This window comes from Micromonospora siamensis, from assembly GCF_900090305.1.
GTDB classification, from domain to species: Bacteria; Actinomycetota; Actinomycetes; order Mycobacteriales; family Micromonosporaceae; genus Micromonospora; species Micromonospora siamensis.
Genome location: NZ_LT607751.1, coordinates 5660292 through 5685432 on the forward strand (window position 1 = coordinate 5660292; position 25141 = coordinate 5685432).

The following is a 25141-nucleotide window of genomic DNA, read 5'->3' on the forward strand; positions in this document are numbered from 1 at the left end:
ACCGCCGGCGGGGCGCGCCGACGCCCGACCGGGCGGACCGGAACCGGTCAGGAAAGTCGCCGGGAACGGGATTGGCGATCACCGGCGGGAGGGAATACGGGTGGCGAAGGAGGAGCCATGTCGCCCACGCAGGTAGTCGTCATTGTCGTCGTCGTGTTGGTGCTCGTCGCGCTGGCCGCGCTCGCCGTCAGGGCGAGCCGACGCCGCGCGCTCAAGCAGCGCTTCGGCCCGGAGTACGACCGGGTCGTCGCCGAGCAGGACAGCCGCAGCGCCGCCGTGCGGGAGCTGCGCGACCGGGAACGCCGGCACGCCGAGCTCACGCTCACCCCGCTCGCCCCCGAGTCCCGGGCCCGGTACGCGGCCGCCTGGGAGGAGCTCCAGGTCCGCTTCGTCGACTCCCCCGCCGAGACCGTCGGCGACGCCGACGAGCTGGTCAGCCGGCTGATCGCCGAGCGTGGGTACCCCACCGGGGACTTCTCGGAACAGATGGCCCACCTCTCGGTGGAGCACGCCCGCACGCTGACCCACTACCGGGACGCGCACGAGATCCGGCTGCGCAACGAGCGCGGTGAGGCCAGCACGGAGGAGCTCCGCCAGGCGCTGGTCCACTACCGGTCCCTCTTCGCCGACCTGCTCGGCGAGGAGCCGGTCGGCCAGCAGCGGCCCGCAGCGCACCACCCGGACCAGTCCGACGACGTCACCACCCGCTGAGAGGATCGCGCGATGCGCCACGACGAGCAGGGCAACACCGACCGCCCGGAGGCCGTACGATCCGCGCCGGTGGCGGTGCCGCCGCCGGGCACGACGGACGCCGACGAGCCGTACCGCGACCGGGACGGCCGCACCGACGTGCCGGAGGAGGCGCTGGACGACCGGGGCACCTTCGGTGACCCGGTGCTGGCCCGGGAGCCGATCGGCGACCGCCGGGAGGCCGGCGAACTGGACGACACCCGCCGGCACGACGTCCGGAACGCCGACCGCGACCACGACGGCCGCCCGGACGGCGACCTGGACGGCGACGGGCGGCCGGAGTTCCACGAACCCGCGCCGCTGCCCACGGCCTTCGGCGCGGCCACGGTCGGCGACGCCGTCGCGGCCTCCGCGCTGGCGAGCGGCCGGCCGGCCGACGAGCGGGACGCCCGGGGCGAGGACACCGCCCTGCCGGGCGACGGGGCGCCGGGCCGCACGGACGCCTTCGACGACGAGCGGGCCGACCCGACGGCCGGGGACCGGCTGCACAGCCGGGAGCGCCGGGCCGGGGAGCACGCCGAGGGCGGGCACCCCACCCGGGACGACGACGTGGCCGGCTACGGCAGCGCCACCCCGACGATGGTCGACCCGGACGCCGAGGACCGGGACGCGGACGCCGGCCGCGACCCGCGTACCTCGCCGGAGGCGGCGGTCGCCACGGCCGGAGCCGGGACGACCGGCGTGGCCGGTGCCGGGCTCGCCGGGGCGGCCCGACCAGCCGCCGGAAACGTCCCGGCCGACGCCGCGACGCTCTTCGAGCCGGAGACCGCCCAGGGTTTCCGGGACCGCTGGCGCGACGTGCAGCTGCGCTTCGTCGACGACCCCAAGGCCGCCGTGGGCGAGGCCCAGTCGCTGGTGGAGGAGGCCATCCAGGCGCTCTCCTCGGCACTGGCCGCGCAGAAGGACAAGCTGGGCGGCTGGCAGGACAACGGCTCGGTCGACACCGAGCAGCTCCGGGTGGCCGTCCGCCAGTACCGCGACTTCCTGGACCGCGTACTGGGTCGCTGACCAGCACGCGGAACGCCCCGGCCGGGTCCCGGCCGGGGCGTTCCGCGTTCCAGGTCGGATCTGTCCGGACGGGGAGGCATGAAACCTCACACGGAGGGTAATAGCGCGCTCACGCTCCCGGCACGGACGGAGGTACGCAGGATGGACGGTGGCGGCGGTCTGCGGCTGAACATGAACACGCTGGACTACCTGATCCTGGCGCTCTACTTCGTGACGGTGCTGGGGGTCGGGTTCGCCGCCCGGCGGGCGATCCGCACCAGCGTCGACTTCTTCCTGTCCGGCCGTTCGCTGCCCGCCTGGGTGACCGGTCTGGCGTTCGTCTCGGCGAACCTCGGGGCGCTGGAGATCATCGGGATGGCCGCCAACGGCGCCCAGTACGGCGTGATGACCGTGCACTACTACTGGATCGGCGCCGTACCGGCGATGGTCTTCCTGGGCATCGTGATGATGCCGTTCTACTACGGCTCCCGGGTCCGCAGCGTCCCCGAATACCTGCGCCTGCGGTTCAACCGCCCCACCCACCTGCTCAACGCGCTCAGCTTCGCCGCCGCCCAGGTGCTGATCGCCGGGGTGAACCTCTACGCGCTGGCGCTGGTGATGCAGGCGCTGCTCGGCTGGCCGCTCTGGATCGCCATCGTGGTCGGCGCGTTCATCGTGCTGGCGTACATCACCGTCGGTGGGCTCTCCGGCGCGATCTACAACGAGGTGCTCCAGTTCTTCGTCATCCTGGCCGGCCTGATCCCGGTCACCGTGATCGGCCTGGTCAAGGTCGGCGGCGTCTCGGGTCTGATGGACGCGGTGAAGGGCTCGAAGCTCGGCGAGGCGGGGCTGCACGCCTGGCAGGGCACCGGCAGCACCGACAACCCGCTCGGGGCGCACTGGCTGGGCATCGTCTTCGGGCTGGGCTTCGTGCTCTCCTTCGGCTACTGGACCACCAACTTCGCCGAGGTGCAGCGGGCGCTGTCGGCGCGGAACATGAGCGCCGCCCGGCGTACGCCGATCATCGCCGCGTACCCGAAGCTGTTCATCCCGCTGGTGACGATCATTCCCGGCCTGGTCGCCCTGGTCACCGTCAAGGGGCTGGGCGCGGAGAGCGGCTCGCTGGTCTACAACAACGCGATCCCGCTGCTGATGCGCGACCTGCTGCCCAACGGGGTGCTCGGCGTGGCGGTGACCGGCCTGCTCGCCTCGTTCATGGCCGGCATGGCGGCCAACGTGAGCGGCTTCAACACCGTCTTCACGTACGACATCTGGCAGGCGTACGTGCAGCGGGACCGCTCCGACGAGTACTACCTGCGGATCGGCCGGCTGGCCACGGTCGGCGGGGTGGTGGTCGGCATCGGCACCGCCTTCATCGCGGCCGGTTTCAGCAACATCATGAACTACATCCAGGCGCTCTTCTCGCTCTTCAACGCCCCGCTCTTCGCCACCTTCATCATCGGCATGTTCTGGAAGCGGATGAGCGCCGTGGCCGGCTTCTGGTCCCTGCTGCTGGGCACCCTGGCCGCCCTCTTCACCTACCTGGGCTACAAGTTCTTCGGCTGGTTCGACTTCAACTCCGACCTGGAGGAGAGCTTCTGGGGCGCGGGGATCGCCTTCGTCACGGTCGCCGTGGTCGCCGCGATCATCACGCCGCTCACCCGGCCCAAGCGCCGCGACGAGCTGGAGGGCCTGGTCTACGGCATGGCGGACACCACGCTGGCCGACGACTCGCTGGCCGGCGACGCCGCCTGGTACCGCTCGCCGGTGCTGCTCGGCGGGATCGCCGTCCTGCTCGCCATCCTGTTCTACCTGCCGGTCTTCTAGGAAGGGACGACCCGATGTCCGAGCACAGCGACCGCGACCGGCACCACCGTCCCCCGCACGAGGCGCACGACCCGATGGTCGAGGAGACCGAGGAGGAGCGGTCCCGGTCCGCCGCGGCCCGGCTCTTCGACATCCGCCGGGTGATCGGTGGTCTCTTCGTGGCGTACGGGGTGATCGTCGGCCTGATCGGGCTCTTCGACTCGCAGGCGGAGATCGACAAGGCGCAGGGCGTGCGGATCAACCTGTGGGCGGGGCTGGTGATGCTGGTGTTCGGCCTGCTCATGCTCGCCTGGCAGCGGCTCAGCCCGCCCGAGGCGCCGGCCCCGCCGCGCGACGACGACGGGCGCTGACCCGGCCCGACCGCGGATCGGCCCGGCTCGGCCCGCATGGGCGGGCTCCGCCCGGGTACGCCTGGGGGATCAGGACGCCCCGCGCGGACAGGAGGGCAGCAGACATGACGGATCGGGACCGGCAACGGCCGCTGGAGGAGAGCCCGGAGGTGGCCGCGGCGGTGGACGACGAGAGCACGGTGCCGCAGCTGGCCACCGGTGGAGGCCCCGATCGGGATACCCCGTCCTTCACCGGGCCCGGTGACACCCCGACCGGCGCGCCGACCGAGGATCTGCTCGGTGACCCGTACGCGGCCGGGACCGGCGCGACGGGGACCGGCACCGGGGCGGGCGGGGACAACATCCGCACCGGCGCGGAGCAGCCGTGGGAGCCCGAGGACCTGGTCCAGGCCCGCGGTCAGGACATGACCCCGGAGAACCTGGAACGGGCCCGGCGTGACCTGGCCGAGCTCGGGGCCGCGGCGATCGAACGTACCGTTCCCTAGACCGCGACCGGCGCCGGTCGGACCCGGCGGAGGCGCTGGAACGAGAGCGCCCCCGCCGGGCCCGGACGTGTCGGGACAGGGGTGGGCCCCCGACACGGACCGGAGGGGTCGTGTCGGGGGCCCGGGGGAACCTGCCGCCGCGGTGCCTCACTCCCGCGGCGGCGGGCAGGCCGACCGGCTGGTCAGAGCGCCGGGTAGGCGTTCTTCATGAGCTCCTGGAACTGGGCGGAGAACCAGGCGCCGGAGATCGGCGCGTTCGGCAGGGCGCCGCTCATGCTGTTGCCGTTGCGAGCGTTGCCGGTGTAGGTCGGGTCGCACATCCGGTCGAAGCCCTTGCCCTCGTCGTTGGGGATGAGGGTGCTGGAGCCGTCCGACTCACCCGGGGGCTTGACCCAGACGTACGCGTCGATGCCCGGCTCGGGCGCGGCCTTCGGCCGCTCGCCGAGGCCCGCACCGGCCTGGTTGCACCAGTTGCCGGCGTGGATCCGGCGGTCGATACGGCCACCGTTGACGTAGGTGTCGACGCTGGTGGTGGCACCCGGGCCGGTCGGGCGGGCGGTGCCGCCCCAGCCGTTGCGGGAGGTGTCGATCAGCATGCCGATGTTGCTGTCGAAGCCGGTGGAGACCAGCTTGTTGCGGAACGCCTGGGCGAAGGACAGCTCGTCGACGTACTGGTTCCAGTCGATCCACTTGGACTGGCGGACGGTCTGGCCGTTCACCGAGTCAGTGATCTTGATGTACGGCTCCTTCAGGGCGGAGTAGTTCGCCGTGTTGACGATGAAGCCGGTCACGTTCTTCACGGTGCTGCCGGAGGCGGTCGCCGCCGCGTAGAGCTGGTTGGCGGTGGGGCCGAAGTTGCTGTCCCAGCCGATCCAGCCGTGGTGCGCGGCGTCGATGTAGTTGTAGACGTTGCCGATCGCGCCCAGCTTGGCCAGGGCGTAGCCCACACCGTTGACGTACGCGCCGTTGGCCTTCACCGTGTCGCACATCGCGGTGCCACCCGGCTGGCCGGAGGTGTTGGTCACCAGGTTCGGCAGCGAGTCGATCTCGATGATGTTGACGATCCGCAGGTTCTTGTACTTCGGGTCGGCCTGGATCGCGGCGATCGGGTCGATGTACTCGGTCTTGTAGCGCGGCAGGTCGTCCGGACCCAGCTCACCGTTGGAGGCCAGCGCGGCGCAGTCGCGGCCGGGCAGGTTGTAGATGACGAACTGGATGTAGCCGGCGCCCTGGGCGAGCGCCTTGTCCAGGTGGTCACGCACCCCCATCGAGCCGTTGGAGCTGCTGTTGGTGGTGCCGTTGATGGCGGCGATCCGGTCCAGCCACACCGCGGTCGGGTTGTTGGAGACCCGGCTGCCGCCCGGCTCCGCGTCCGCCTTGGCCTTCCACTCCGGGTTCACGTACCCCTTCACCCCGAGGTAGGGGTTGTCCACCTTGGTGCCGGGCGGCGGGGTCGTCGGCGGCGGCGTGGTGGGCGGCGGGGTCGTGGGAGGAGGCGTGGTCGGCGGCGGCGTCGTGGGGGGCGGCGTGGTCGGCGGCGGGGTGGTGGGCGGCGGGGTCGAGGTGCCGCCGTTGCAGACCGTGCCGTTCAGGGTGAAGGAGGTCGGCTTCGGGTTGCTGCCGCTCCACGCGCCGTTGAAGCCGATGGTGGTGCTGGCCCCGCTGGGCAGCGAGCCGTTCCACGACTCGTTGGTGGCGGTGACGTTCTGGCCGTTCTGCGACCACTTCGCCGACCAGCCCTGCTGCACCTTCTGGCTGGTGGTGGGGAAGGTGAAGCCCAGGTTCCAGGAGCTGACCGGGTCACCGAGGTTCTTGATCGTGACGGTGCCGGTGAAGCCACCCGGCCAGTCGCTGGTGGTGTAGTCGACGCTGCACTGGGTCGCGGCCTGGGCCGCGGTGACCGGAATGGTCACCAGCCCGCCCGCCACCAGAGCGCTCGCGCCGGCGAGGGCGACCGCCCGGCGCCGGCCGGACAGATTTCTCCACAGATTCATGCCACTGAACTCCTTGGGCGAGACCGGATCCGCGAGCGGCCCGGCGCGATGACCCCACAGGCGCCCGGTCGGACGGCTGTCGGTGTCATGGGGTTTTCGGGGGTGCCCGACCCGCAGGGGTCGGATTGGTGGTGGTGCCGAAGCCGGTGGTGTGCCGGCCGTTCGACGACCCGACGCCGCCCGGATGACCGGATGCCCTCGACGTCTGGCTCTCGCGGTGTGGCTCCCCGAACCGCGTGCAGCGATTCTTGCATGGGAGCGCTTCCATGGCAACGTCTCGATGCGCTGTGGTTGCGGACCCCCTCGTCGCAACACTGCCAGAGCGCCGGATACCGCGCGAGGCGCGACTGCGGGCCGGAACGCCCGCCCGGGGTGACAACTACGACACATGCCGCTCAGCTCTCCAAAGGCATGTACAGCCTGCAAACTCCAGAACGCGAATCTTTCCCCGCATAACTCATGAAAAGGTCTAACGTCGGTTGTGGCTCGGTTCTAGCCGGGCCCAGGACAACAGGGATGGAGTGACGCAGGTCATGGCTAAGAAGATGCTCGGCAAGGTCGTTGCGGGCGCTGCCCTCGGTGGCGCTTCGCTCCTGGTGTTCACGCCGGGGATCGCCGCCGCGGACGGCCACCACGACGGCGAGGACCGCGACGGCAAGGTGTACGCCAAGCCGCACGTCGTCCGTGCCGGCGACGAGGTCAAGCTGTTCGAGGTCTGCTCGGAGCCGCAGGAGCACGCCTTCGTCTGGTCCAAGGTCACCGGCAAGGTCAAGCTGCACGAGCTCCGCGAGGACGCCGACCACGGGGACTGGCGCGACGAGAAGGGCCGCGAGGAGCAGGGCAAGGACGAGCACGGCAAGGACGAGCACGGCAAGGACGAAAAGGGCAAGGACGAGCACGGCAAGAAGGAAGAGCAGGGCAAGAAGGACGAGCAGGGCAAGGGCGAGCCGGGCAAGGGCGAGAAGCCCTCCGAGGGCGACCAGGGCCCGTGGGACGGCGCGGGCAAGCCCGAGGCCCTCGGCGGCCAGGGCGCCGGCGCGGCTGCCGACGGCTCGGCCGGCGAGGAGGGCCACAAGCCGGAGTGGAAGGGCCCCGAGGCCTACAGCGAGGAGCACGGCCACGAGGGCATGAAGGGCCACGAGGCGTACGGCCAGGACGAGAAGTCCTACGGCGACGAGTGGAAGAAGAACCACGAAGCGTACGGCCAGGACGAGAAGTCCTACGGCGACGAGTGGAAGAAGAACCACGAAGCGTACGGCCAGGACGAGAAGTCCTACGGCGACGAGTGGAAGAAGAACCACGAAGCGTACGGCCAGGACGAGAAGTCCTACGGCGACGAGTGGAAGAAGAACCACGAAGCGTACGGCCAGGACGAGAAGTCCTACGGCGACGAGTGGAAGAAGGGCCCCGAGGCCTACCCCCAGGACGAGAAGTCCTGGGACGAGGACTCCTGGGGCGAGGACGGCTGGGAGCACGGGCGGGAGTTCGTCTACTACGGCGAGGCCACCGTCGACGAGCACGCCAAGCCTGGCCGCTACGAGCTCGAGGGCTCCTGCGGCCAGGGTGAGCTGGTCGTCCTCCCGCACGGCGGGGTGGACGGCGGCGACGGTGGCATGACCACCACCGGCGTCGACAAGGGCCTGGCCACCGGCGGGGCCGGCATGCTGGGCGCCGCGGCGCTCGGCGGGATCGTGCTGATGCGTCGGCGTCGGACCGATGGTTCGCTCGTCTGACGTGACGGCGACACCGGCCGGCGGCCGCCACGGGAGACCGTGGCGTGCCGCCGGCGCGGCCGTCGTCGTCCTGCTGGCCATGGTCGGCGCCTTCATGATCGGCGCCTCGACGCGTACCGTTCCCCCGCCCCGGCCGCCCCAGCCGCTGGCCCAGGCCGGTCCGGCGGACCGCTCCCCGGCCCCCGACGACGACCCGGGCGGCGAGCAGACCGGCGACGTGGCGCAAGCGCCGGAGGACCCCGACGGCACGGACCCCGGCGCCGCCGACCCCGGCCCGGATGCCGGCGCCGTCGACGGCACCCCCGCGCCCGTCACCCCCGACCCCACGGTCACCGGTCCGGCGGCGCTCACGCGTTCCACGCCCACCACCATCTCGATCCCGCGGATCGGGGTGAACGCGTCGATCATTTCGCTGGGCACCAACCCGGACGGCACGGTGCAGGTGCCGCCGCTGGAGCAGGCGATGACGGCCGGCTGGTACTCCCCCGGGGCCAGCCCCGGTGAGGTCGGCAACGCGGTCGTCGTGGGGCACGTCGACTCGGCGAAGATCGGGCCGGCGGTCTTCTTCAACCTGGGGGCGCTCCAGCCCGGCGACACCATCACCGTCGGGCGCCAGGACGGGCGGAGCGTCACCTTCACCGTCGACGAGGTCCGGTCGTACCCGAAGACCGCCTTCCCGACCGAGCAGGTCTACGGCCCGAACGACCGGGCCGGCCTGCGGGTGGTGACCTGCGGCGGCACCTTCGACGAGACCGCCCGGAGCTACCTGGACAACGTGGTCGTGTACGCCACGATGACCGGCTGACCCGATGCCGACGCGACCCGGCGCGCGGGGGGAGATCCCCTCGCGCGCCGGGTCGTTCCGTGCGTCGTCGCGTCAGGCCGCGGCGGAGGTCCGGACCAGGGTACGGATCTGGCGCAGCAGCACCGACAGGGCGGCCAGGTCGGCGCGGGACTCGTCGAATTCGCCCATCGCCCGCACCGCCCGGTGGATCGAGGTGGCGTTCGACTGCTCCCACTCCTGCACCCGCTCGTGCGGAGGCAGCGAGTCCGCGGTGGAGTCGAGCACCTCCCCGGTGAGCGCGGCCAGCGCGGCGTACAGGTCGTAGCGCAGCGCCATCCGGGCCAGCGTCTGCCAGCGGTCCTCCCGCGGCAGCAGGGAGATCTTCGACAGCAGGCTGTCCACCCGGAAGCGGTCGGAGAGGACGAAGTAGACCGGGGCCACCTCGCCGACCTCCCGACCGCTGCGGGCCGCGGTCTCCACCACGTCCAGCAGGCCGAAGCTGTACATCAGCCGGGTCGCCTGCTCGGCCAGCTCCCGGGGCAGCCCCTTGGCGGTCATCGAGTCCATGTGGGCGACGATCGCCTCCCGCTCGCTGCCGTAGAAGAGGTCCTCCAGCCCCGGCAGCAGCGTGGCCACGCCGGCCCGCAGGCGGGCGATCTCCGCCGGCACGTCGATCGGCGAACGCCGGTTGGTGACCAGCCAGCGCACAGCCCGGTCGAGCAGCCGCCGGGTGTCCAGGTAGACGCTGGTCTGCAGCTCGGGCGAGACCTTGTTGTCCAGCGCCTCCACCGCGTCCCAGAGCCCGCGCAGCCCGAACACCTCGCTGACCACCACGTAGGCGCGGAGGACGTCCGCCGCCGAGGCGGCCGTCTCCTCGACCACCCGGAAGACGAACGAGATGCCACCCCGGTTGATCACCTCGTTCACCAGCACGGTGGTGACGATGTCGCGGCGCAGCCGGTGCCGGGACATCCGGTCGGCGAACCGCTCCCGCATCGGCGTCGGGAAGTAGTGGACCAGGACGTCGGTCGTCCACTCCTCGTCCGCGAGTCCCTCGGCCAGGATCTCCTTCTCCAGGACGATCTTGACGTACGCGAGCAGCACCGCGAACTCCGGCGCGGTGAGCCCGGACTCGGTACGGACCGCCAGCTCCTCGTCCGGCGGCAGCGCCTCCAGCGCCCGGTCGAGCTGACCGGCCCGCTCCAGCTCGGTGATCATCCGCCGGTGCACCGGCAGCAGCGAGGCGGCCTGGGCCTGCGCATTGTTCAGCGCCCGGGCCTGGTCGTAGTTGTCCCGCAGCACCAGCTCGGCGACCTCGTCGGTCATCTCGGCGAGCAGCTCGTCCCGGTCCGGGACGGTCAGCGCGCCGTCGGCGACCGCCGTGTTCAGCAGAATCTTGATGTTCACCTCGTGGTCGGAGCAGTCCACCCCGGCCGCGTTGTCGATGAAGTCGGTGTAGATCCGGCCGCCGGTGAGCGCGTACTCGATCCGGCCGAGCTGGGTGCAGCCCAGGTTGCCGCCCTCGCCGACCACCCGGCAGCGCAGGCTCCTGCCGTCCACCCGGATCGCGTCGTTGGACTTGTCCCCGACCTCGGCGTTGGTCTGCGTCGACGCCTTCACGTAGGTGCCGATGCCGCCGTTCCAGAACAGGTCCACCGGCGCGGTGAGGATCGCCTTCATCAGCTCCTGCGGGCTGATCTGGTTGACGTCGTCGTCCAGCCCGAGCACCGCGCGGACCTGCGGCGAGACCGGCACCGACTTCGCCGTGCGCGGGTAGATGCCGCCACCGGCCGAGATCAGCTCGGCGTTGTAGTCCTCCCAGGACGACCGGGGCAGGTCGAACAGCCGCTTGCGCTCCTCCCACGAGGTCGCGGCGTCCGGGTCCGGGTCGAGGAAGATGTGCCGGTGGTCGAAGGCGGCGACCAGCCGGATGTGCTGCGACAGCAGCATCCCGTTGCCGAACACGTCGCCGGACATGTCGCCCACGCCGACCACGGTGAAGTCCTGCGTCTGGGTGTCGTGCCCCAGCTCCCGGAAGTGCCGCTTGACCGACTCCCAGGCGCCCCGGGCGGTGATGCCCATCTTCTTGTGGTCGTACCCGGCCGAACCGCCGGAGGCGAACGCGTCGCCGAGCCAGAAGTTGTGCGCGGCCGAGATCTCGTTGGCGATGTCGGAGAACGTCGCCGTGCCCTTGTCCGCCGCCACCACCAGGTACGGGTCGTCGGCGTCGTGCCGGACCACGTCGTTCGGCGGCACGATCTCGCCGCTGACGATGTTGTCGGTGACGTCCAGCAGGGCGGAGATGAACTCCTTGTAGCAGACGACCGCCTCGTCCCGGTCGCCCGGCTTCTGCTTGAGCACGAAGCCGCCCTTGGCGCCCACCGGCACGATCACGGCGTTCTTGACCATCTGCGCCTTGACCAGGCCGAGCACCTCGGTACGGAAGTCCTCCCGCCGGTCGGACCAGCGCAGCCCACCCCGGGCCACCGCCCCGAACCGCAGGTGCACGCCCTCGAACCGCGGCGAGTACACGAAGATCTCGAACTTCGGCCGGGGCGCCGGCAGGTCCGGGATGGCCTGCGGGTCCAGCTTGAAGGCGACGTACGGCTTCGGCCGCCCACCGACCGGCTTCTGGTAGAAGCTGGTCCGCAGGGTGGCCTGGATCAGCGTCAGGTAGGAGCGCAGGATCCGGTCCTGGTCGAGGCTGGCCACCTCGTCCAGCGCCTCGCCGATCGCGGTGACCAGCTCGCCGCCGCGCTGCCGGCGCTCGTCCAGGGGCGCCGCGCCGGGGGCGAACCGGGCCTCGAAGAGCTCCACCAGCAGCCGGGCGATCTGCGGGTACGCGATGAAGGTGGACTCCATGTAGTCCTGCGAGAAGACCGTGCCGGCCTGGCGCAGGTACTTCGCGTACGCCCGCAGCACCACCACCTGCCGCCAGGTGAGCCCGCCGCGCAGGACCAGCTCGTTGAAGCCGTCCACCTCGGCCTCGCCCCGCCACGCCGCCGCGAAGGCGTTCTCCACGTGCGGGCGGACCTCGGACAGCTCCTGGTGCGCCTCGGGCAGCCGGAGCCCGAAGTCGTAGAGGAAGACCCGGCCGTCGATCCGGTCCACCTCGTACGGGTGCTCGTCGACGACCCGGACGCCCAGCGAGTGCAGCACCGGCAGGACCGCGGAGAGCATCATCGGCTCACCGTTGCGGTAGACCTTGAACCGGACGTCCATGCTCTCGTCGACGTCCCGGTCGTGGCCGCCCGGCCGCGGCGCGAGCTGCTTGCGGAACAGGTGCATCTCCAGCTGGCCGGGCTCCTCCAGCAGCTCCAGCTTGGCCAGGTCCTTCATCGCCTCGTACGGCGTGTGCCCGTCCTTGTAGCCCTCCGGGAACGCGTCGGCGTACCGGGTGAACAGGTGCTTGGCCTGCTCGTCGCCGAGCTTGCGCTCCAGCACCAGCCGGTAGTCGTCGTCCCAGAGCCGGGTGGCGTCCGCCAGCTCCTCGGCGAGCAGGTCGGCGTCGACCTCACCCGGCGGGTTGCTCGGGTCGGTCCGGACGATGAAGTGCACCCGGGCGAGCATCGACTCGGTGACCCGGGTGGTGTAGTCCACCCCGACGCCGTTGAGCTCGCGCAGCAGGATGTCCTGCATGCGCAGCCGGTTCTGGGTGGTGAACCGGTCCCGGGGCAGGTAGATCAGGCAGGAGATGAACCGGCCGTACGCGTCGCGGCGCAGGAAGACCCGCAGCTGCCGCCGGCCCGCCATCCGCAGCACACCGATCACCGCGTGGTACAGGTCGTCGGTCTTGATCTGGAACAGCTCGTCGCGCGGGTACGTCTCCAGGATCTGGAGCAGGTCCTTGCCGGAGTGGCTGCGCTGGCTCAGGCCGGAGCGGTCGAGCACCTCGGCCACCTTGCGCCGCACCACCGGCAGCTCGCGGACGCTTGTCCGGTACGCCGCGGTGGAGAACAGGCCCAGGAACCGCCGCTCGCCGACCACCTCGCCGGCGTCGTTGAAGATCTTGAAACCGATGTAGTCGAGGTACGCCGAGCGGTGCACGGTGGCCCGCGAGTTCGCCTTGGTGATGATCAGCAGGCGCTTCTCGGTCACCTTCTCGTGCGCCTCGGGCGTCATCGAGTCCAGCGACCGGGCCTCCGGGGAGTCCTGCCGCAGGATGCCCAGCCCGGTGCCGAGCACCGCCTCCAGCGCCTGCCCCCCGGCCGGCGCGTCGACCAGCCGGTACTCCCGGTAGCCGAGGAAGGTGAAGTGGTCGTGGGCGAGCCAGCGCAGCAGCTCCACCGAGTCGGTGATGTCCTTCTCGGGCACCGGCGGACGGTTGTCCGACGTCCGCGCGGCGGCCAGCTCGTCGGCGAGCGCGAGGGCCCGCTGGCGCATCTTCGGCCAGTCCTCGACGGCCTCCCGCACGTCGGTGAGCACCCGCTGCAACTCGCGGCGCAGCCGGTCCCGGGCGTCGGCGTCGCGGACCGGGTCGATCTCGACCCGCATCCAGCTCTCGACCAGGTCGCCGGCGATCGCGTCGTCCGGCTCGACGTCCGCCGAGACCTCGGTGAGCCGGCCCAGCGGCTCCCGCCGCACCACGACCAGCGGGTGCACCAGCAGGTGCACGTCCAGGTGGTGGGTGTTGAGCAGGGCGGTGACCGAGTCCACCAGGAACGGCATGTCGTCGGCGACGATCTCCACCACCGTGTGGTGCTGGTCGGCGTGCGGCTCGTGGATCCGCAGCTTCAGCTCGCCGGGGACCCGCTGCTGGGCCAGGTCGCGATGCGCCCGGGCCGCCGCCAGCATCTCCTCGGCGGTGAATCCGATCAGTTCCTCGTCGGGGGCGAACCGCCAGAAGCGGCCGACCAGGGTCGCCGCGTCGTGGTCGTCCCCGGCGAGCGCGACGGCCTGGGCAACCAGGCGCTCCGCGTTCGGTACCGGCTCGTCGAGCTCGGCGTCCTCCGCGCCGTCGGCCAGCGCCTCCGGGGGCAGGCCGAGGTCGTAGATGGTGTCGATGCTCGAACCGGTCATGCCGGTCACTCCTGTGGCGAGGCGGCCGTAGCCGTCCCCGTCGCTGACGGAATCGAAGCTGTCCTCGTCCCGGCCGGTGTCAGCCTGCCGGAGGTCGGGTCCCGGTTTGATCGCCGGACGCCGGTCCATCGGTGCCACTCCCCTCGACCCACCGCGTTGTGGGTCACTCTGCCGCCCAAGCCTAGGCCCGCCGCACTGTTCGTTCGTCGGCGGACCTCCGACCGGACGTCCGGATCGGGACTCTGTCCTTTCACCCGTTGCGGGTCCGAGGTTGGCCGGTCCTGGATTACCCCGGCTGGCGATGTTCATCACACCGCGCAACCACCTTGTCGCGCACGTCGGGGGCGGTGCCGGCGACGACGGCGTACTAGCGTGCAGGGCAGCCGGAGACCGGAGGGAAGATCCATGTCCGTCTCGTACCCCGACCACCGTCGTTCACCCGTCCGGGTGTTCCTGTCCGCCGTGGCCGCCGCCGCGCTGGGAGCGGCCACGCTTGTCGGCTGCTCCAGCCAGGAGGGCCCCGAGGGCAGCGTCGACGCGTTCCTGGCCGGCTGGCGCTCCGGCGACCTCCAGCCGGTCGGCTTCGTCGACCCGACCGGCGCCAAGGTGCCGGCCGCCGAGGTCGTCAAGGAGATCAAGGACCTCTCCGGCGAGCTGGCGGCCACCCCGCCGGCCCTGAACCGGTCCGGCGACGCGAAGGTCACCAAGAACCTCGCCACCGCCGGATACCGGGTGGAGTGGACGCTGCCCGGGAACGTGAAATGGGCGTACGACCGGCAGCTGAAGCTGCGTCGGGGCGGCGACGACAAGTGGCAGGTGATCTGGGAACCGGCGCTGGTGCACGAGCAGCTGGAGGCGGGTGAGCGGATGGCGCTGGTGCGCGACCGGGCCACCCGCGGCGGCGTCCTCGACGCGGCGGGCCAGCCCATCGTGGCCCCCCGGAAGGTGGTCGAGGTCGGCATCCAGCCCAACCAGGTGCCGGACGTACCCGACCTGGTGGCGAAGCTCGACGCCGCCTTCAAGGCGATCCGGCCCGCGCTGACGCCCCCGGTCGACCTCGCCGACCTCCCGAAGCGGATCGCCTCCGCCGATCCGGGCGCGTTCGTCAGCGTCGTCACCCTGCGGGACGACGCCTACCGACAGATCCGTTCGCGGATCCGCCCGCTGCCCGGCACCCAGTTCCGAAGCTCGGAGCGCGAGCTGGCGCCGACCCGGGAGTTCGCCCGGGCGCTGCTCGGCTCGGTCGACGAGGCGACCGCCGACGACCTGAAGGCCGCCCCGGACCGCCTCCGGCAGGGGGACCTGGTCGGCCACGGCGGCCTCCAGGGCCGGTACGACGAGCGGCTGGGCGGCACTCCCGGCCTCACCGTGACCGTCCGCCGGACCAACCCGGACGGCAAGTCGGAGCCGGCCGGCAAGGACCTGTTCGCGGTCGAGCCGAAGGCCGGCGAGCCGGTGAAGACCACCCTCGACGTGGCTGCCCAGAACGCCGCCGACGCGGCGCTGCGCGGGGAGCCGAAGCGCTCCGCCCTGGTCGCCGTACGCGTCAGCGACGGCGCGGTGCTCGCCGTCTCGAACGGCCCCGGGCCGGCCGGGCAGAACCTCGCCTTCGACGCCCAGGTGCCGCCGGGCTCCACCTTCAAGATGGTCAGCGCGCTCGGCCTGCTCGATCGGGGCGCGGTGACGCTGGACGGCAAGGTGAACTGCCCGAAGAACTTCTCGGTCGAGGGCCGGTCCTTCAAGAACTCCGAGAACTTCGAGCTGGGGTCGGTGCCCTTCCGGACCGACTTCGCCAAGTCGTGCAACACCGCCTTCGCCTTCCTCGCGCCGGAGCTCGGCCCGGACGGGCTGGCCGAGACCGGCCGGTCGCTCGGGCTGGAGGCGAAGTGGGACCTGGGCGTCGACGCGTTCACCGGCAAGGTCTCCACCGGCGGCTCGAAGGCCGAGCGGGCGGCGGCCGCGTTCGGCCAGGGCACCACCGTGGTCAGCCCGCTGGCCATGGCCGCCGCCACCGCCGGGGTGGCCCGGGGCCGCTGGGAGCAGCCGAAACTGGTGCTGGACCCGGCGCCGGCGAAGCCCGCCGCGCCCGGCCCCGAGCTCAAGCCTGCGTCGCTGACCGCGCTGCGCACGATGATGCGCGAGGTGGTCACCGCCGGCACCGCCAAGGCCCTCTCCGACGTCCCCGGCGGCCCGGTGTCCGGCAAGACCGGCACCGCCGAGTACGACAACGACCCGAAGCACCTGCACTCGTGGTTCGTCGGCTGGCAGGGCGACATCGCCTTCGCGGTCTTCGTCGAGCAGGGCGGGTCGAGCGCGGTGAGCGCGGTGCCGATCAGCGAGCGCTTCCTGCGCGGCCTGGCCGCCGCCCGCTGACGTACCCACCCCCGGCGCCGCTCCGAGGGCGCCCGGGCCGCCGGGGGCCGCTCGTGGCGTGAGTCATCTGTGCTCTCAGGTCCGTAGCGGCCGGGAGGGCGTAGTCGGGCAGCCGAGCCGGTCGGGTGGTGGTCGCCGCGCCGGGTCGACCCGGTGCGCCGCTTCCGCCGCCGGGTTCAGGCGATCCCGGCGGAGGACGGCGAAGGGCCGTCCGCCGACCGGGGGGCGTCCTCGGGGGTGTCGTCGTCCAGCGGGGACACCCTGCGCAGAAGTCCCGGCCCGGCCCCGGCCGGTGGCCCGACCGGCTCGACAGCCGGCCTCTCCGGCCGTCCAGACGCCCTGCCCGGCTGGACCGGAGCGCCCGGGGCGGAACCGTCGACGACGGGCCCGCCGGCCGACACCGCCGCACCACCGGCAACCGGATCGCCGGTCAACGCCGCCGCCCCGCTGACAGCCGGACCGAGGTTCGACGGCCCCTCGTCCGACGCCGGCCCGTCGGACACCGGGCCGCCGTTCGAGGGCGGGCCACCGGTCGTCGCGGGACCGCCTCCCGACGCGGTCCGGCGCGGACCGAGGCCGCCGCTCGCCCCGGCCGCACCGCCGACGGAGCCGAGCAGCGACAGTGCGCCCGGCATCCCGGCGGGCCGGGACCGCTGCGGCCGCGGGGTTTGCGGTGGCGGGGACGCCGGCAGCAACCGGGGCGGAGCCGCCTCCGGTGTGGAGACCGGCGCCAGCCCGGCCACCACCGTGTTGACGATCTCGGCCGCGTACGAGCCGTCGGGGTCGTAGTCGGGGTCGAAGACGGTCAGCTCGACCCCGAGGCAGTGCGGGGTGTCCACCAGGCCAGCGAGCAGGATCTCCAGCTCGGCGAAGGCGATCCCACCCGGGTCCGGGGCGTCGACGGCCGGCATCACCGCCGGGTCGAGCACGTCCACGTCGATGTGCACCCAGTAGCCGGCGCAGTCGGCCAGCTGCTCGTGCGCCCACTGGGCGGTCCGGGCCGCCCCCTCGGCGCGCAGCGCCGGCACCGGCCGGGTGGTGATGCCGGCGGCCTGGAGGTCGAGACGGTACTCGTCCTGGGCGCGGATGCCGAGCACCACCACGTCGATGTCGCGGAAGTAGGGTCGGCGCCCCTCGATGGCGGCCAGGTCGGCCTGACCGCGGCCGGTCACCAGGGCGAGGTCCTCCCCCGCCGCCGCGCCCACATACGAAGCGTTGCCGGGGTGCCGGAAGTCGGAGTGGCCGTCGACGAAGACCAGCCCGATCCGGCCGCCGACGGCCTCGCCGAGCCGGTGCATGGCCAGCGCCGAGCCGAGCAGCACCGAGCAGTCCCCGCCGAGCACCAGCGGGAACTCGCCGCGGTCGATGATCGCCCCGATCCGGTCGGCCAGCAGGGCGGAGTATCCGGAGATCTCCCGCGCGTGGCAGACCCCGTCGCCGGGACGCCAGTCACCCGGGTCGTACCGGGGCGGGGTGAGGCAGCCGGCGTCGCGGGCCCGCAGCCGGGCCAGCAGGTCGTGGTCGCGCAGCGCACCCGGGGCCTTGGCACAGCCGGGGACCGAGGTGGCGGTGGGTGGGCGCAGGCCGAGGTTCGTCGGCGCGTCGAGGACGGCGATCCGGCGCGTCATGGGCTCCCGTCCTCAGGTGTCGGGCGGGCCGGCCGGAACGCCGGCCCGCGCTGGCGTGCTACACGAAATCAGAACAGGGCGCTGGCCAGCGCCCGGCGCGCGGAGGCCACCGCCGGATCGTCCGGGCCGGCCACCTTGAACAGGGAGACCAGGTGCTGGCGTACCCGCTCCCGGTCGTCGCCGGCGTTGCGCCGGACCAGGCCGACCAGCCGGGCGTACGCCTGCTCGGCCAGGCCGCTGAGCACCTCGATGTCGGCGGCGAGCAGCTGGGCGTCGACGTCGTCCGGGGCGCCGTCGGCCGCGGCCAGCGCGGCCCGCGGGTCGGCGACGGGGGCGACCCGGCGGGCGAGCTCGACCTGGGCCAGGCCGGCCTCGGCGGCGGCGTCCGCCGGCGACTCGGCGAGGATCTTCTTGTACGCGGCCTCGGCGGCCTCCAGGTCGCCGGTCATCAGCGCGTCGTCGGCCTCGTCCAGCCGGGGGTCCTCCGGCTCGGCGACGGCGACGCCACCGGCCTTGAGCACGGCGCCGATCCACTGCCGCAGCTGGGCCTCCGGCACCACCCCGGAGAAGGCGTCGATCGGCTGGCCGCCGACCACCGCGTACACCATGGGGATGCCCTGGACCCGGAACATCTGCGCGATCCGCGGGTTGGCGTCCACGTCGATCCTGGCGAGCACCCAGGCCCCGGCGCCCTCGGCGGCCAGCCGCTCCAGCACCGGAGAGAGCTGCTTGCACGGCTCGCACCACTCGGCCCAGAAGTCGACGACCACCGGCGTGCTCAGCGACCGTTCGAGGACCTCGGACTGGAAGGTCGCCTCGGTCACGTCGATGACGGTGACGGTGCCGCCGGCGGCGCCCGGCAGGCCGGTGGGCGGGCCGCTCTGGGCCGGTGTGGCGGGACGGGCAGGGGCCGGTGCGGGGGTGCGCAGCGCGCTGAGGTCGACCGCGCCGCGGGTGAAGATCGACGAGGTGATCCGTGGGTCGCTCATGGTTACCTAGTCTCGCACGCGCGACGCGGAACTCGGATCAACCACAACGCCCCCAGTTGCCACTCTCACCCGAGCTCACCACCCCGCCACCCGCCCGCCGGCACGGCGAGGGCCCCGGCGCCGCGGTCTCTTGCGGTGACCAGGGAACTGATGGAGAGTGGCGAGGTGGGAACCAGGAGCGAGATCAGCGAGCTGCCCCCGGAGGCCGACCTGGCCCGGGCCGACTCGCTGGCCCGGGAGATCTTCTCGGACGTTGCGAACAAGTGGGCGTTCCTGATCATCGAGTTCCTCGGCCAGCGCACCATGCGCTTCAGCGAGCTACGTGACTCCGTCGGCGGCATCAGCCACAAGATGCTCACCCAGAACCTGCGGATGCTCGAACGCAACGGCCTGGTCGAGCGGACGGTCCACCCGACCGTCCCGCCGCGCGTCGAGTACACCCTGACCGAGGCGGGTGACGCCCTGCGCGGGGTGGTCGACGGGATGTGCGGGTGGACCCAGCGCTACCTGGGCCTCATCGAGGCTTCCCGTAGGCGCTTCGGGCCCGGCTAGTCGAGGACGGCGGTCGCCTCGACCTCGACCAGGTGCTCCGGCACGTCCAGCGCCGCGATGCCGAACAGCGACGCCGGTGCGGCCGGCGTGACGCCGAGCTTCTTGCCCGCCCGGGCGATCCCGTCCAGCAGCGCGGGCATCTGCTCCGGCTGCCAGTCGACCACGTGCACGGTCAGCTTCACCACGTCGTCGAAGGTCGCCCCGACCCCGGCGAGCGCCGTGGCGACGTTGAGATAGCAGCGCTCGACCTGCGCGGCGAGGTCCCCCTCGCCGACCGTCGTCCCGTCGGCCCCCCAGGCGACCTGCCCGGCCACGTGCACGATCCGCGAGCCGGTCGCCACCGACACCTGCCGGTAGACGTCGATCTCCGGCAGCCCGCTCGGGTTCACCAGCGTTACGGCCATGATGGCCCTCCTTCGCTCTCCTTGGGTTACTCAGTAACCGTAAGAGACCGAAGCTGAGCTGGGAAGAAGGCACTTTTTTGAAACGGGGTCACCTCCGGGTGACCGTGCGGGCCGGCGTACGACGAGGGGCCCCTCCGCGACACGGAGGGGCCCCTCGTCAGACCGTCAGAAGCGGGCCGGCTCGCGGTAGACGCCCCACTCGGCGCGCAGCGCGTCGCAGATCTCGCCCAGGGTGGCCTCGGCGCGGACCGCGTCGAGCATGGCCGGGATCATGTTGCCGTCGGTCCGGCCGACCTCGACCATCCGGGTGATGGCGGCCTTGACGGCGGCGTCGTCCCGGGCGGTCTTGCGCTCGGCGAGCACCCGGCGCTGCTCCAGCTCCACCTCGTGCGAGATGCGCAGGATCTCCAGCTCCTTGGCGACCGTGCCGGTGTGGCAGTTGACCCCGACGATCCGCTTGTCGCCCTTTTCGAGGGCCTGCTGGTAGACGAAGGCCGACTCGGCGATGTGGCCGGTGAACCAGCCGTCCTCGATGCCGCGCAGGATGCCGGAGGTCATCGGGCCGATCTGGTGCGGGCCCTCGCCGCCGAGCTGCCGGATCCGGGCGAAGATCTCCTCCGCCTCGGCCTCGATCTTGTCGGTGAGCGCCTCGACGTACCAGGAGCCGCCGAGCGGGTCGGCCACGTTGACCACCCCGGTCTCCTCCATCAGCACCTGCTGGGTACGCAGGGCGATCTCGGCCGACTCGTCGGTGGGCAGCGCCAGGGTCTCGTCGAGGGCGTTGGTGTGCAGCGAGTTGGTGCCACCGAGCACCGCGGCGAGCGCCTCCACGGCCGTACGCACCACGTTGTTGACCGGCTGCTGGGCGGTCAGCGACACCCCGGCGGTCTGGGTGTGGAACTTCAGCCAGAGGGCCTTCTCGCTGGTGGCGCCGTACACGTCGCGCAGCCAGCGGGCCCAGATCCGGCGGGCGGCCCGGAACTTGGCGATCTCCTCGAAGAAGTCCACGTGCGAGTCGAAGAAGAAGCTCAGGCCCGGGGCGAAGACGTTCACGTCCAGCCCGCGCGACAGCCCCAGCTCGACGTAGCCGAACCCGTCGGCCAGGGTGTACGCCAGCTCCTGCGCGGCCGTCGCGCCGGCCTCCCGGATGTGGTAGCCGGAGACCGACAGCGGCTTGTAGCGCGGGATCTCGGCGGCGCAGTACTCCATCAGGTCGCCGATCAGGCGCAGGTGCGGCTCGGGGTCGAAGAGCCACTCCTTCTGCGCGATGTACTCCTTGAAGATGTCGGTCTGCAGCGTGCCGTCCAGCGTGGACAGATCGGCGCCCTGCCGCTCGGCGGCGACCAGGTACATGCAGAAGACCGGCACCGCGGGACCGGAGATGGTCATCGAGGTGGTCACGCCGGCCAGGTCGATGCCGTCGAAGAGCGCCTCCATGTCGGCGGCGGTGTCGATGGCGACGCCGCAGTGGCCGACCTCGCCGAGCGCCTGCGGGTCGTCGGAGTCGCGGCCCATCAGCGTCGGCATGTCGAAGGCGACCGAGAGGCCGCCGCCGCCGGCGCCGAGGATCATCTTGTAGCGCTCGTTGGTCTGCTGGGCGTTGCCGAACCCGGCGAACTGCCGGATGGTCCAGGTCCGCCCGCGGTAGCCGGTCGGGTGCAGACCCCGGGTGTACGGGTATTCGCCCGGCCACCCGATCCGCTCGAACCCGGGATACCCGGTGCCCTCGGGCGGCCCGTAGACCGGGTCCACGGTCATCCCGGACAGCGTGGTGAAGTCCGCGTCCCGCTTGCGCGCGGCGTCGTAGCGGGCCTGCCAGCGTGCCCGTCCGGCGGCGATCTCGTCGGCGTCCATCCGCGGAGCTCCTCCTCGAGTCCTCGACTGAGAACCGAGTGTAGAACGGATGCCTGAACGATCGCTAAGTCGACTCGTACCGGCCGGTAACCGCCGGTCAGGCCGACGGCACCACCGGACCGCCCAGGGCCACGTCGTCCACCCGGATGTTGATCTCGTCGACCCGCAGCCCGTACGCCTCGACCGCCGCCGTCACCGCCGAGCGCACCCCGTCGGTCACCTCGGGCACCGGCCGGCCGTCGGAGATCACGATGGTCAGGTTGACCACCGCGGCCCCGTCCTGCACGTGCGCCGAGCAGCCCCGCCGCGCGTCACCGACCTGGTCCAGCCCGACCCTGTCGAGCACCGCGTTGAAGAACCGGGCCACGTCCCCGCCCAGCTCCGCAACCCCGGGCACCGACTTCGCGGCGGCCACCGCGATCTTCTCGACCACCTCGTCGGAGACCTGCGTCGTACCGCCCGCCACCGCGTTCGGCAGCACCGACAGCTCCTGCGTCTCGTCAGCCATCCGCTCCCCACAACCTCGCACCGCCCCACGGATCCCCGTGAGGCGGTGCGAGCGTACTAGGTGGACGGCCGGTTCAGGAGCCCAACTGGGCCAGCAGCTCGTCCGCGGCGGCGTACGGGTCGATCGCGCCCTCGGCCACCTTCGCCGCGAGCGTCGCGAGCTCCGTACCGTCGCGCAGCGAACCGATCCGGGCGCGCAGCGCGCCCAGCGCGATCGCCTCGATCTCGGCGGCGGCCCGCGCCTCCCGGCGGCGGCGCAGCTCGCCGTGCTTCTCCAGCCAGCCGCGGTGCTTGTCGATCGCGGCGGCGATGTCGTCGATGCCCTCGCCGCGGGCGGCGATCGAGCGGACCACCTGCGGCCGCCAGTCACCGGGGCCGCGCTCACCGAGGGCGATCATGCCCTGGATGTCGCGGACGGTGGCGTCGGCGCCGTCCCGGTCGGCCTTGTTGACCACGAAGACGTCGGCGATCTCCAGGATGCCGGCCTTGACCGCCTGGATGGCGTCGCCCATGCCCGGGGCGAGCAGCACCAGGGTGGTGTCGGCCAGGGAGGCGACCTCCACCTCGGCCTGCCCGACGCCGACGGTCTCCACCAGCACCACGTCGCAGCCGGCGCCCTCCAGCACCCGGACCGCCTGCGGGGTGGCCGCCGAGAGGCCGCCGAGGTGCCCGCGGCTGGACATCGAGCGGATGTAGACGCCCGGGTCGGTGGCGTGGTCCTGCATCCGGACCCGGTCACCGAGGATCGCCCCGCCGGTGAACGGGCTGGACGGGTCGATGGCGAGCACCCCGACCCGGTGGCCGCGCGCCCGCAGCGCCCGGACCAGCTCGTTGGTGGTGGTCGACTTGCCCACCCCGGGCGAGCCGGTCAGACCGACCACCTGGGCCTGCCCGGCGTAGGGCGCGAGGGCCGCCGCGACCTGCGGCAGCACCTCGTCGCCGGACTCGACCAGGGTGATCAGCCGGGCCACCGCGCGGGGGTCACCCGCGCGGGCCCGCTCCACCAGCATCGGTACGTCCCGACTGCGGCGCACCGGTCCGGTGGCCGCGGCCGGGGCGTTCTCGACGGTCTCGCTCACTGGTCTTGTCCCCTGTTCCGCTCGCGGGTCACGCTGGACCACGCGCTCACTGCTGGGCGTCGGCACCCGTCGGCACGTGGATGATCAGCGCGTCGCCCTGCCCACCGCCGCCGCAGAGCGCCGCCGCGCCGGTGCCGCCGCCGCGCCGCTTCAGCTCCAGCGCCAGGGTCAGCACCAGCCGGGCGCCGGACATGCCGATCGGGTGGCCGAGGGCGATCGCCCCACCGTTGACGTTGACCTTGTCGAGGCTCACCCCGAGGTCGCGCGCCGACTGGATGCCCACCTGGGCGAACGCCTCGTTGATCTCGATCAGGTCGAGGTCGCCGACGCTCAGGCCGCCCTTCTTCAGGGCGTGGTTGATCGCGTTGGACGGCTGCGAGTGCAGGGAGTTGTCCGGGCCGGCCACGTTGCCGTGCGCGCCGATCTCGGCCAGCCAGGTCAGCCCCAGCTCCTTGGCCTTGGCCTTGCTCATCACGACCACCGCGGCGGCGCCGTCGGAGATCGGCGAGGAGCTGCCGGCGGTGATCGTGCCGTCCTTGGCGAAGGCGGGGCGCAGCTTGGCCAGCGACTCGGCGGTGGTGTCCGGGCGGATGCCCTCGTCCTCGCTGATCACCAGCGGGTCGCCCTTGCGCTGCGGGATGATCACCGGGGTGATCTCGTCGGCGAAGTGGCCGTTCTTCTGGGCGGCGGCGGCGCGCTGGTGACTGGCGGCGGCGAAGGTGTCCTGCTCCTCGCGGCTGATGCCGCGCTTCGCCCCGTGCCGCTCGGTGGACTCACCCATCGAGCAGCAGTCCCAGGCGTCGCTGAGGCCGTCGTGGGCCATGTGGTCCTTGATCGTGACGTCGCCGTACTTGTAGCCGGTGCGCTGGCCCAGCAGCAGGTGCGGGGCGTTGGTCATCGACTCCATGCCGCCGGCCACCACGATGTCGAACTCGCCGGCCCGGATGAGCTGGTCGGCCAGGGCGATCGCGTCCAGGCCGGATAGGCAGACCTTGTTGATGGTCAGCGCCGGGGTGGACATCGGGATGCCGGCCTCTACCGCCGCCTGGCGGGCCGGGATCTGGCCGGTGCCGGCCTGGAGCACCTGCCCCATGATCACGTACTGCACCTGCTCGGGTGCGACGCCGGCGCGCTCCAGCGCGGCCTTGATCGCCACCCCGCCGAGCTTCGTCGCCGGGAGGTCCTTGAGGTTGCCGAGCAGCCGACCCATCGGGGTACGCGCGCCGCTGACGATCACCGAAGCCATGCCTGCCTCCGAGGGGGGTGCCGACCTGTACGCCTTAACGATTGTTCGGTCAGACTAGCGCCATGGCTGAGAACTCCCCCGTCGAGCCCGCTGCCGACTATGTCACAGACATCGGCCTGCGCCGCATCGACCACGTCGGGGTCGCGGTGGCCGACCTGGACGCCGCGATCGACTTCTACCAGCGCACCTTCGGCATGCGCTGCGTGCACACCGAGACCAACACCGAGCAGGGCGTACGCGAGGCGATGCTGGCGGTCGGGCCGACCGCCGAGGGCGGCTGCGTGCAGCTGCTCGCCCCGCTGACCCCGGAGTCGACCATCGCGAAGTTCCTCGACCGCAACGGTCCCGGGGTGCAGCAGGTGGCGTACACGGTGGCCGACATCGACGCGGCCTGCGCGGCGCTGCGCGAACGCGGTGTCCGGCTGCTCTACCCGGAGCCGAAGCGGGGCACCGCCGACTCGCGGATCAACTTCGTCCACCCCAAGGACGCCGGCGGCGTGCTGGTCGAGCTGGTCGAGCCGGCCGCCGGCCACTGACCGGACCGGGAGCCGGGTCGCTCCGGGCGGCCCGGCTCCCGCGA

General features: G+C 72.3%; 18 protein-coding genes and 1 pseudogene. 10 read left to right on the plus strand and 9 right to left on the minus strand.

Going from position 1 to position 25141, the window contains the following annotated elements; all coding sequences use genetic code 11:
• Positions 1 to 117 precede the first annotated feature (117 nt).
• The 5 genes from GA0074704_RS25880 to GA0074704_RS25900 all read left to right on the plus strand — a co-directional run bounded on the left by GA0074704_RS25880 (position 118) and on the right by GA0074704_RS25900 (position 4399).
• Complete coding sequence (locus tag GA0074704_RS25880; RefSeq protein ID WP_088972891.1) at positions 118 to 711, plus strand: hypothetical protein; 594 nt, start codon at positions 118 to 120, stop codon at positions 709 to 711.
• Between the two features lie 12 nt (positions 712 to 723).
• Positions 724 to 1758: a hypothetical protein gene (locus tag GA0074704_RS25885; RefSeq protein ID WP_088972892.1), complete on the plus strand. Its 1035-nt coding sequence runs from the start codon at positions 724 to 726 to the stop codon at positions 1756 to 1758.
• A 141-nt stretch (positions 1759 to 1899) separates the two neighbouring features.
• Positions 1900 to 3564: a sodium:solute symporter family protein gene (locus GA0074704_RS25890; protein ID WP_088972893.1), complete on the plus strand. Its 1665-nt coding sequence runs from the start codon at positions 1900 to 1902 to the stop codon at positions 3562 to 3564.
• Between the two features lie 14 nt (positions 3565 to 3578).
• The gene (locus GA0074704_RS25895) at positions 3579 to 3914 is read left to right on the plus strand and encodes a hypothetical protein (protein WP_088972894.1); all 336 of its coding nucleotides are present in this window, start codon (positions 3579 to 3581) and stop codon (positions 3912 to 3914) included.
• Positions 3915 to 4018: 104 nt separating this feature from the next.
• The gene (locus GA0074704_RS25900) at positions 4019 to 4399 is read left to right on the plus strand and encodes a hypothetical protein (protein WP_088972895.1); all 381 of its coding nucleotides are present in this window, start codon (positions 4019 to 4021) and stop codon (positions 4397 to 4399) included.
• Between the two features lie 182 nt (positions 4400 to 4581).
• Here the strand turns inward: GA0074704_RS25900 and GA0074704_RS25905 are convergent, their stop codons facing one another.
• The gene (locus GA0074704_RS25905; protein WP_088972896.1) at positions 4582 to 6393 is read right to left on the minus strand and encodes a glycoside hydrolase family 6 protein; all 1812 of its coding nucleotides are present in this window, start codon (positions 6391 to 6393) and stop codon (positions 4582 to 4584) included.
• Between the two features lie 533 nt (positions 6394 to 6926).
• Here GA0074704_RS25905 and GA0074704_RS25910 point away from each other — a divergent pair.
• Together GA0074704_RS25910 and GA0074704_RS25915 are read left to right on the plus strand one after the other, a co-directional pair.
• Positions 6927 to 8126 (plus strand): hypothetical protein, encoded by a 1200-nt coding sequence (locus GA0074704_RS25910; protein WP_088973987.1) that lies wholly within the window; start codon positions 6927 to 6929, stop codon positions 8124 to 8126.
• Between the two features lies 1 nt (position 8127).
• Entirely contained in the window at positions 8128 to 8931 is an 804-nt protein-coding gene (locus GA0074704_RS25915) for a class F sortase (protein WP_377471618.1), read from the plus strand.
• 72 nt (positions 8932 to 9003) lie between these two features.
• On the opposite strand, the gene GA0074704_RS25920 is transcribed toward GA0074704_RS25915, so the two are convergent.
• Positions 9004 to 14058, minus strand: a complete 5055-nt coding sequence (locus GA0074704_RS25920; protein WP_088972898.1) for an NAD-glutamate dehydrogenase — start codon at positions 14056 to 14058, stop codon at positions 9004 to 9006.
• A 276-nt stretch (positions 14059 to 14334) separates the two neighbouring features.
• Between GA0074704_RS25920 and GA0074704_RS25925 the strand changes: the two genes are divergently transcribed.
• Complete coding sequence (locus tag GA0074704_RS25925; protein ID WP_088972899.1) at positions 14335 to 16302, plus strand: penicillin-binding transpeptidase domain-containing protein; 1968 nt, start codon at positions 14335 to 14337, stop codon at positions 16300 to 16302.
• Between the two features lie 518 nt (positions 16303 to 16820).
• Here GA0074704_RS25925 and GA0074704_RS29560 read toward each other — a convergent pair.
• A pseudogene (locus GA0074704_RS29560) lies at positions 16821 to 17930 on the minus strand (arginase family protein); the annotation flags it as partial.
• A 68-nt stretch (positions 17931 to 17998) separates the two neighbouring features.
• A complete protein-coding gene (locus tag GA0074704_RS25935) occupies positions 17999 to 18919 on the minus strand; it encodes a tetratricopeptide repeat protein (protein ID WP_088972900.1) in 921 nt (306 codons plus the stop codon).
• Between the two features lie 165 nt (positions 18920 to 19084).
• On the opposite strand from GA0074704_RS25935, the gene GA0074704_RS25940 reads away from it, so the two are divergent.
• Complete coding sequence (locus tag GA0074704_RS25940) at positions 19085 to 19471, plus strand: winged helix-turn-helix transcriptional regulator (RefSeq protein ID WP_088973988.1); 387 nt, start codon at positions 19085 to 19087, stop codon at positions 19469 to 19471.
• On the opposite strand, the gene GA0074704_RS25945 is transcribed toward GA0074704_RS25940, so the two are convergent.
• The 5 genes from GA0074704_RS25945 to GA0074704_RS25965 form a co-directional block, all read right to left on the minus strand.
• Entirely contained in the window at positions 19468 to 19875 is a 408-nt protein-coding gene (locus GA0074704_RS25945) for a RidA family protein (RefSeq protein WP_088972901.1), read from the minus strand. The two genes, GA0074704_RS25940 and GA0074704_RS25945, sit on opposite strands and share 4 nt — an antisense overlap.
• Before the next feature lie 165 nt (positions 19876 to 20040).
• Positions 20041 to 21729: an acyl-CoA mutase large subunit family protein gene (locus GA0074704_RS25950; protein ID WP_088972902.1), complete on the minus strand. Its 1689-nt coding sequence runs from the start codon at positions 21727 to 21729 to the stop codon at positions 20041 to 20043.
• Between the two features lie 97 nt (positions 21730 to 21826).
• On the minus strand, positions 21827 to 22237 hold the full coding sequence (locus tag GA0074704_RS25955; RefSeq protein ID WP_088972903.1) for an Asp23/Gls24 family envelope stress response protein: 411 nt from the start codon (positions 22235 to 22237) through the stop codon (positions 21827 to 21829).
• A 73-nt stretch (positions 22238 to 22310) separates the two neighbouring features.
• On the minus strand, positions 22311 to 23246 hold the full coding sequence (gene meaB / locus GA0074704_RS25960) for a methylmalonyl Co-A mutase-associated GTPase MeaB (RefSeq protein WP_377471640.1): 936 nt from the start codon (positions 23244 to 23246) through the stop codon (positions 22311 to 22313).
• Positions 23247 to 23361: 115 nt separating this feature from the next.
• The gene (locus GA0074704_RS25965) at positions 23362 to 24561 is read right to left on the minus strand and encodes an acetyl-CoA C-acetyltransferase (RefSeq protein ID WP_088972905.1); all 1200 of its coding nucleotides are present in this window, start codon (positions 24559 to 24561) and stop codon (positions 23362 to 23364) included.
• A 62-nt stretch (positions 24562 to 24623) separates the two neighbouring features.
• Between GA0074704_RS25965 and mce the strand changes: the two genes are divergently transcribed.
• On the plus strand, positions 24624 to 25097 hold the full coding sequence (gene mce, locus GA0074704_RS25970; RefSeq protein ID WP_088972906.1) for a methylmalonyl-CoA epimerase: 474 nt from the start codon (positions 24624 to 24626) through the stop codon (positions 25095 to 25097).
• Positions 25098 to 25141 lie beyond the last annotated feature (44 nt).

Coding starts and splice junctions, on each gene's coding strand:
- GA0074704_RS25955 (WP_088972903.1), bottom strand. CDS start 22,237: ATGGCTGACGAGACGCAGGAGCTGTCGGTGCTGCCGAACGCGGTGGCG.
- GA0074704_RS25925 (WP_088972899.1), top strand. CDS start 14,335: ATGTCCGTCTCGTACCCCGACCACCGTCGTTCACCCGTCCGGGTGTTC.
- mce (WP_088972906.1), top strand. CDS start 24,624: ATGGCTGAGAACTCCCCCGTCGAGCCCGCTGCCGACTATGTCACAGAC.
- GA0074704_RS25885 (WP_088972892.1), top strand. CDS start 724: ATGCGCCACGACGAGCAGGGCAACACCGACCGCCCGGAGGCCGTACGA.
- GA0074704_RS25920 (WP_088972898.1), bottom strand. CDS start 14,058: ATGGACCGGCGTCCGGCGATCAAACCGGGACCCGACCTCCGGCAGGCT.
- GA0074704_RS25910 (WP_088973987.1), top strand. CDS start 6,927: ATGGCTAAGAAGATGCTCGGCAAGGTCGTTGCGGGCGCTGCCCTCGGT.
- GA0074704_RS25880 (WP_088972891.1), top strand. CDS start 118: ATGTCGCCCACGCAGGTAGTCGTCATTGTCGTCGTCGTGTTGGTGCTC.
- GA0074704_RS25895 (WP_088972894.1), top strand. CDS start 3,579: ATGTCCGAGCACAGCGACCGCGACCGGCACCACCGTCCCCCGCACGAG.
- GA0074704_RS25935 (WP_088972900.1), bottom strand. CDS start 18,919: ATGAGCGACCCACGGATCACCTCGTCGATCTTCACCCGCGGCGCGGTC.
- meaB (WP_377471640.1), bottom strand. CDS start 23,246: ATGCTGGTGGAGCGGGCCCGCGCGGGTGACCCCCGCGCGGTGGCCCGG.
- GA0074704_RS25890 (WP_088972893.1), top strand. CDS start 1,900: ATGGACGGTGGCGGCGGTCTGCGGCTGAACATGAACACGCTGGACTAC.
- GA0074704_RS25905 (WP_088972896.1), bottom strand. CDS start 6,393: ATGAATCTGTGGAGAAATCTGTCCGGCCGGCGCCGGGCGGTCGCCCTC.
- GA0074704_RS25965 (WP_088972905.1), bottom strand. CDS start 24,561: ATGGCTTCGGTGATCGTCAGCGGCGCGCGTACCCCGATGGGTCGGCTG.
- GA0074704_RS25945 (WP_088972901.1), bottom strand. CDS start 19,875: ATGGCCGTAACGCTGGTGAACCCGAGCGGGCTGCCGGAGATCGACGTC.
- GA0074704_RS25950 (WP_088972902.1), bottom strand. CDS start 21,729: ATGGACGCCGACGAGATCGCCGCCGGACGGGCACGCTGGCAGGCCCGC.
- GA0074704_RS25900 (WP_088972895.1), top strand. CDS start 4,019: ATGACGGATCGGGACCGGCAACGGCCGCTGGAGGAGAGCCCGGAGGTG.